Genomic DNA, 211 nt, shown 5'->3' with positions numbered 1-211 from the left:
GGTCGGACGCAGACCAACGATTTCGATTTCTTCCTGAATCTTGACGATACCGCGCTCTACACGACCGGTAACAACAGTACCGCGGCCGGAGATCGAGAATACGTCTTCGATCGGCATCAGGAACGGCTTGTCGATAGCACGAACCGGCTCCGGAATGTAGCTGTCCAGAGTTTCAACCAGCTTCTTGACGGCAGTGGTGCCCAGCTCGTTG

General features: G+C 55.5%; 1 pseudogene. It reads right to left on the bottom strand.

Features of this window, described 5'->3' with window-relative positions:
• Positions 1-211: pseudogene (gene tuf, locus ACJRW5_RS24935) on the bottom strand (elongation factor Tu); the annotation flags it as partial.

It is taken from the genome of Pseudomonas pichavaramensis (genome assembly GCF_050473265.1).
In the GTDB taxonomy this organism is placed as follows: domain Bacteria; phylum Pseudomonadota; class Gammaproteobacteria; order Pseudomonadales; family Pseudomonadaceae; genus Aquipseudomonas.
Note: the sequence above shows the minus strand (reverse complement) of the source record. Positions and strands in the feature narration are given on the sequence as shown.